We start from the raw sequence: 6,331 nt of genomic DNA, 5'->3' as shown, positions 1-6,331 counted from the left end.
CCCGGCTCCAGCTACTACGACCTCGGCTGACTTCTCGCTCCGGCAAAGCCGTCGGGCTTTCACCCACGAGGCGAGATCTCCCCAGGTAAGAACGCACACCTTCATCGCACAACCGCCGCATCTACGCCACCTCGCCTTGGTCACAAGAGCTTTGCGGTTTTTGGCCCGCTCGCCCTGCTTGGCAACGCCTTCTATGCGGTTCTTGTTCATCGGCTCACGATTTACGCTCCACGCTTCCTTCCCACGTTCGGTCGCCCTCACGCAGTTGCGCTTCACTTCATTCACTGTGACCAGCTCCTGGCGGGACTTGCACCCGCAGGTGTGCGCCCATGCTGGGCGCACCAAATAAAAAACCCGCTTTAAGCGGGTTTTTTATTGAACAAATCAAGCACCAGCCCTTTAGCAGCGGGCGCAAGAAGCTATTAGTTTTATAGCAAACCGAAGTTACCCAGGCACCACGGCAACTTGCTGGGCCAGCGCCAGATACTCGGCCACCGGCACTTCTTCGGCCCGGCGCTGCACATCAAAATCACCGGAAAAACCGCGTCCCGTCAGCCATTGGCCCAAGGTGTGGCGCAGCAACTTGCGGCGCTGACTGAAGGCCACCCGCACCAGTTCGCTCAACAATGTGACATCTAGCGGCACCGGCTCGGCATGCGGCACCATGCGCACGATGGCGCTGTCCACGCGTGGCGGTGGATCAAAGCTTTGCGGCGGCACAAACAGCACATTTTCCATGGCATAGCGCCACTGCAGCATCACACTGAGCCGGCCGTAGTCGCCGGTCGAGGGCGTAGCCACCATCCGGTCAATCACCTCTTTTTGCAACATGAAATGCTGGTCTTCGATCGCGTCCACCGCATCGAGCAGGTGAAACAAGATGGGTGTGGAGATGTTGTAGGGCAAATTGCCAACCACCCTGAGCTTGAAATCGCCCGCCGCAGCCGGGTCAGCGCCAGCCTCGGCCTGCATTGCGGCGCTGGCCCGGAGCTGTTGCCCCAATTGCCTGAAATCGACTCTGAGCACATCGGACTCGACGACATTAAGCTGCGGATGCTGGCGCAACTGCCGCGCCAGATCACGGTCCAGCTCGATCACCGTCAGGTAGCCCAGACGCTCGACCAGGGGCTGGGTCAAGGCCGCCAGGCCGGGACCTATCTCCACCATGGCCTGGCCGGCCTTGGGCGCAATCGCCTGCACGATGTCTTCGATGATGCCCCGGTCAGTCAGGAAATGCTGGCCGAAGCGTTTGCGTGGAATATGTTTCACTGCGGTACTTCGCGATATTCCACGTAGGCACGGCCACGAATGTCCTGCGCCCACAGCGCATAGGCTTCGGCCTGCTTTTTCTCACGCAGCATGCCGCGCACCATCTCACGCTGATCACGCGCGGAAAGCTGCGCCTCGCGCCGCTCCAGCACTTGCACCAGATGAACGCCAAAGCGCGACACCAGCGGATCGGAAATCTGGTTCGAGGCCAGGCCGTTCATCACCTTTTCAAACTCGGGCACAAACATGCCGGGAGCGGCCCAGCCCAGATCGCCACCGTCCTTGGCCGAACCGTCTTGGCTGTTCTCGCGCGCCAATGCGGCAAAGTCGGCCTGGCCGGCCAGAATGCGCTTCTTGAAGCCGGCGAGTTTTTCCACCGCTGCGGCTTCGCTCAGCTGAGGCGTCAAGCGCAGCAGAATGTGACGCGCATGGGTTTGCGTGATGACCGCATCGGGCAAACCGCCCTGGCGCTTTTCCAGCACCTTCAGGATGTGAAAACCAGCCCCGCTACGCACCGGACCTGCCAGCCCGCCAGCGCGCTGGCTTTGCGTCGCCTCGACAAACAGGGGCGGATAACGATCGGCGCTGCGCAAGCCCATCTGGCCGCCATTGCCGCGGCTGGCAGAACCGGAGAACTCCTTGGCCAGGGCCGCAAAATCCTCGCCAGCGCGGGCGCGCTCCAGCACCTGCTGGGCCTTGGCCTGCAGCGCCACAACCTGTTCGGGCGTGGCATTTTCAGGCACGGCCAGCAAAATTTCGGCCAGATTGAGTGCCTGCGGCGCGGCGCCAGCCGAGCTGCCTGCCTGCTCGCTCAGATACTGATCTATCTCCTGCTCGCTTACCGTCACCTTCGCCTCGACCTCACGCTGGCGCAGGCGACCGACCAGCAGCTCGTCACGCAGCTCCGAGCGGAACTGGTTGTAATCGATACCGTCGACCTTGAGGCGGCGGCGCAACTCGTCCAGCGAGATCTGGTTCTGGCTGGCGACGGCCTGGACTGCGGCTTCGACGGCATTGTCGTCAACCCGCATCCCCGCAGTACGCGCCATTTGCAGCTGGGCCTTGTCACTGATCATGCGTTCCAGCACCTGCCTGGCCAGCTCGTTGCGTGGCGGCAGAGCGCCCCCTTGCTGCTGCAGCTGCTGCTCGGTGCGCATCAGCTTGAGACGCACTTCGTTATTGGTGATCGGCTCGGAGTTCACCACCGCCACAATGAAATCCGCCTGCCGCTGCGGCGCCGCAGCGCTTGCGCTGGTCGCCGGAACCGACAAACGCAGTGGACTGGGAGAGGGTTTGAGGCTCTGGGCTTGCGCCAAGCCCATGGGCAGCGTGAGCAGGAGCACCCACACCGCGCCGAAAGACCGGGCCGGAAGAAATCTGGCGGAAAAACGAGAGTTAGTCATAAGTGGTAAAGCGGCTGGGGGTACTGATTTTCTCACGCAGGTATTGGTAGCGCGGAACGTTGGATTTCAGGGTTTCCAGGGGGCTGGAGCCGAGGCGCGAGAAGCCGACCAGCTCAAGCTGGAACAGGATGCGGGTGTTCGAGGCTGCCGTTCCGTTTTGCGAGCGTTGCAGCACGACGCGGCCAATCCAGCAGCAGCCGTCGTATTCAACACCGACGATGGCATCCACCAGCTTTTTGTCCAGCATGCTGTAGTTCAGGCGGCCCACGCCGTAATAGCGGCCGCCGCCCTGGCCCATGCCAGCGCCCAGCTCGCGCCCCTTGTCGCCCCACAGGTCATTAATAGGCCACTGCCAGCCCACGTCCACCTGCTCGCTGATGCCGCGCTGAAATCTATAGGCGGCGCTGATGACGCGGTAGTTGCCGGGGTTGTAGCGCACGCTGACGGAAGACAGTTCAGACTGCTTCAGTTTGGGGGTGTATTGCACCGTGCTGTCAAAAGACCATTGCGGTACCCAGTTGACCGTGGCCCCAACCAGCAAGTCACTGATGCGGTCCGTGATCGGCAAGCCACCGGGTAGGGTGACGTTCTGGTTGTCAAAGCGCAAACGCTGCGCCACGCCAAAGCGCACCGCCTCGGCACCGGTATCCGGGTCCAGCAAGCGCGAGGTCACCCCCAGCGTCAGCAGATTGGCATCCGAAATCCGGTCATTACCGACAAACGAATTCTCGGTGAACACGGCCGCAAAGTTGAAGCCGTTGGCACCCGAGTCGTAATTGGGCAGCAGGCTCTGATCGCGAAAAGGCGTGCGCACATAAAAGGCCCGCGGCTCCAGCGTCTGGGTGAAGCTGCGGCCAAAGTAATCGGCATGACGCTCGAACTGCAGACCGCTATCCAGGCTGAAAGTCGGCACCACGCGTGAAGCCGTCGTGGCGCCATTGGCCAGCGGCGCATCAAACCGGTAGCTGGTGGCATGCAGCTGCACCTTGGGCGTGATGAAGCCGGCCGCCGACAGCCAGGGGCGGCTGATCTGAAGCCGGCCGAAAGCGCGCTCGCTGTTGGGTTGATTGGTCAAACGGCTGTCGGCGGAAAAGCGTGTGTAATCCCCGTCCATCGACCAGTCAAAACCGCTGCCCAGGCCTGCCAGCGGCGCATCCACGCGCGTGTAGGCGGCGGTGAGTTGCGGCAAACGGTCGTAAGGCGGGATGATGGGCGAATTGACGTCCTGCAGCGTTTGCCACTTCAGGGCCCGCATGCTGGTAGAGAAATAGCCCCGGCCCCACGTCAGCGTGGCGTCCTGAGTCAGCAGGCGCTGGGTGGTTGCGCCTGTGGCCACCGGAAAATCGCGCCAATAGTCGTTGTCGCTGACCTTGTTCAGGTTCAGGTTCAGCCCCAGCGCGCCCACCGACGGCAAGCCGGTGTCAATTACACCGGCATGCTGCAGAGCGTAAGACCAGCGATCGCGGCCGCGCAGCTTGTCACCGGGCAGCACATTAGCGCGCAGTTCTCCCTTGTAGCCAGGCTCAAGGTAGCGGAACTCGCCAGCCAGATCGACGCCGCGCTTGCTCAGGATGGCGGGTGAAAAGGTCGCGTCCCGGTTCGGTGCGATGTCGAAGTAATAAGGCTGGCGGAGTTCAAAGCCGTTGAGCGAGCCCATGCCAATGGTTGGCGGCAGGAAACCCGACTTGCGCTTGTCGCTCAACGGGAAGCTGACCTTGGGAAAAGCCAGAATCGGCACGTCCTTGAAACGCACCACCGCCCCAGTGGCCACGCCGACCTCCTCGTCCAGATCGAAGTCAAAACGCTTGGCGCTCAGCACCCAGGCCGGCTTCCAGCTGTCTTCGTTGTCGCGCTCGCAAGTGGTGTAGCTGGCGCGATGCGCTGTCAGATGCTTGTCGTCTATGAAGTCGACGCGCTCGGCCTGGCCGTTGCCTTTGCCCAGAAAACTGTAGGCAGGCGTGGCAAAAAAACCTTCAAAGCGGTCGAGCTTGAGCTCCAGCTCGGGGCCTTCAAAGCGGTTGCCGGCATTGTTGATGCGCACATGGCCACGGCTTTTGAACAGATCGTCGGGCTGGAAATACTCGATGTGATCCGCCCGTATCGAGGTGGAGCCGCGGCGCAGTTCCGCATTGCCATCGATCACGGTTTCCAGATCGGGCCGTCCCGAGACCCGGTCACCCGAGACAAATGTCGGCCCCTTGTCTTGCGGCTCCTTGGACACTTGTTCGGCCAGCAGGGGCGAGCTCTTGAGCACAATCGCACTGTCGCTGCCCGCCGCCTCGGCGGTCGTTTGGGCGTAGCCAGGCCCGGCGCAAACCAGTCCCAGCGTGGCGCAGAACACCATGGTGGAGATGGTGTGAGCTACCGGGGAAAGAATAAAAGGCGATGGGGATGCGCGGCGCATCGTTTGTATGAGATAAACCCGTTTGTAAAATCAGGCCCGATTATCCATGACCCTCCAACCCGCCCTCGCCGGGCCATCCGACATTGACCGAGGCCCACGAATCATGACCACTTCCTCCATCATCTGGGCCGACCCAGCACGCGCCGCGGCCTTTGCCAGCTGGCTCACCAGCGTGGCCCCGCAACACGGGCTGCAGGTCGACACGCTGCGACTGGCCTCTGCCGACGCCAGCTTTCGCCGCTACTTCAGGATAGACGCGGCCGGCGGCAGCCGCATCATCATGGATGCACCACCGGCCCAGGAAGACTGCCAGCCCTTCGTCAAGGTCGCCGGCCTGATGCAGGACGCCGGCCTGAACGCACCGCGCGTGCTGGCCTGGGATCAGCCCCAGGGCTTCATGCTGCTGAGCGACCTGGGCGCGCAAACCATGCTGGACAGCATCGCGCCGGCCAGCGCCGTCGATGCCATCAGCCAGCCCACGGCCGGCCACCACGCGCTTTACATGAACGCCGTCGATGCCTTGATACGCTGGCAGCTCGCTTCCCGCCCCGACGTCCTGCCCGCCTATGACGAGGCCCTGCTGACGCGCGAACTGGCGCTGTTCCCCGACTGGTATGTGGCCAAGCACCGCGGCATCAGCCTCAGCGCCAGCCAGCGCGACACCCTGGACAAGGCCTTCGCGCAGATCAAGGCCAGCAACCTGCAATCGCTGGGCGACGCACGCGTCTACGTCCACCGCGACTTCATGCCGCGCAACCTGATGCTGGACAGCCAGGGCGAGCTGGGGGTGCTGGACTTCCAGGACGCGGTTTACGGCCCCATCAGCTACGACATTGCCAGCCTGATGCGCGACGCATTTTTAAGCTGGGACGAGGAGTTCGTGCTCGACATCACCGTGCGCTACTGGCAAAAGGCGCGCAAGGCCGGCCTGCCGGTTGGCGACGACTTCGGCGAGTTTTACCGCGCCGTGGAATGGATGGGCCTGCAGCGCCACCTCAAGGTGCTGGGCATTTTTGCCCGCCTCACCTTGCGCGACGGCAAACCCAACTACCTGGCCGACACGCCTCGTTTCATCAAATACGCGCGCTCCACCTGCGCCCGCTACCGCCAGCTCGGCCCGCTGATGGTGCTACTCGACGAGATCGAAGGCAACGAAACCCGCGTGGGCTACACTTTTTAATGCCAAATACAGCCCCAGTCCATATACAGCATGCGCAGATAGCTATTATTTCAATAGCAGATTCAGGCCACCTTC

5 protein-coding genes are annotated in these 6,331 nt (G+C 62.4%); 1 reads left to right on the top strand and 4 read right to left on the bottom strand.

The window, feature by feature from the left end; genetic code table 11:
* From BM160_RS22805 to BM160_RS20230, 4 genes are all read right to left on the bottom strand, one after another.
* Positions 1-285: hypothetical protein (locus tag BM160_RS22805; protein ID WP_255368992.1), on the bottom strand; the 285-nt coding region annotated here is incomplete at its 3' end.
* Positions 286-444: 159 nt separating this feature from the next.
* Complete coding sequence (gene rsmA, locus BM160_RS20240; protein ID WP_092007971.1) at positions 445-1,269, bottom strand: 16S rRNA (adenine(1518)-N(6)/adenine(1519)-N(6))-dimethyltransferase RsmA; 825 nt, start codon at positions 1,267-1,269, stop codon at positions 445-447.
* Positions 1,266-2,672 (bottom strand): peptidylprolyl isomerase, encoded by a 1,407-nt coding sequence (locus tag BM160_RS20235; RefSeq protein WP_092007970.1) that lies wholly within the window; start codon positions 2,670-2,672, stop codon positions 1,266-1,268. Before BM160_RS20235 ends, rsmA begins: the two co-directional genes overlap by 4 nt.
* Positions 2,665-5,076 carry an LPS-assembly protein LptD gene (locus BM160_RS20230; RefSeq protein ID WP_092007969.1) on the bottom strand — a complete coding sequence of 804 codons (2,412 nt, stop codon included), beginning with the start codon at positions 5,074-5,076 and terminating at the stop codon, positions 2,665-2,667. Before BM160_RS20230 ends, BM160_RS20235 begins: the two co-directional genes overlap by 8 nt.
* A 103-nt stretch (positions 5,077-5,179) precedes the next feature.
* Between BM160_RS20230 and BM160_RS20225 the strand changes: the two genes are divergently transcribed.
* Entirely contained in the window at positions 5,180-6,256 is a 1,077-nt protein-coding gene (locus BM160_RS20225) for an aminoglycoside phosphotransferase family protein (RefSeq protein ID WP_092007968.1), read from the top strand.
* The last annotated feature ends 75 nt before the right edge of the window (positions 6,257-6,331 follow it).

Origin of the sequence: Polaromonas sp. OV174, from assembly GCF_900112285.1 — a bacterium.
Lineage (GTDB): Bacteria > Pseudomonadota > Gammaproteobacteria > Burkholderiales > Burkholderiaceae_C > Polaromonas.
This window is presented reverse-complemented; position numbering and strand designations above follow the sequence as displayed.

Bases quoted from the DNA above. Each gene is read 5' to 3' on its own strand.
- BM160_RS20235 (WP_092007970.1), bottom strand. From the start codon at position 2,672: ATGACTAACTCTCGTTTTTCCGCCAGATTTCTTCCGGCCCGGTCTTTC.
- BM160_RS20230 (WP_092007969.1), bottom strand. From the start codon at position 5,076: ATGCGCCGCGCATCCCCATCGCCTTTTATTCTTTCCCCGGTAGCTCAC.
- BM160_RS20225 (WP_092007968.1), top strand. From the start codon at position 5,180: ATGACCACTTCCTCCATCATCTGGGCCGACCCAGCACGCGCCGCGGCC.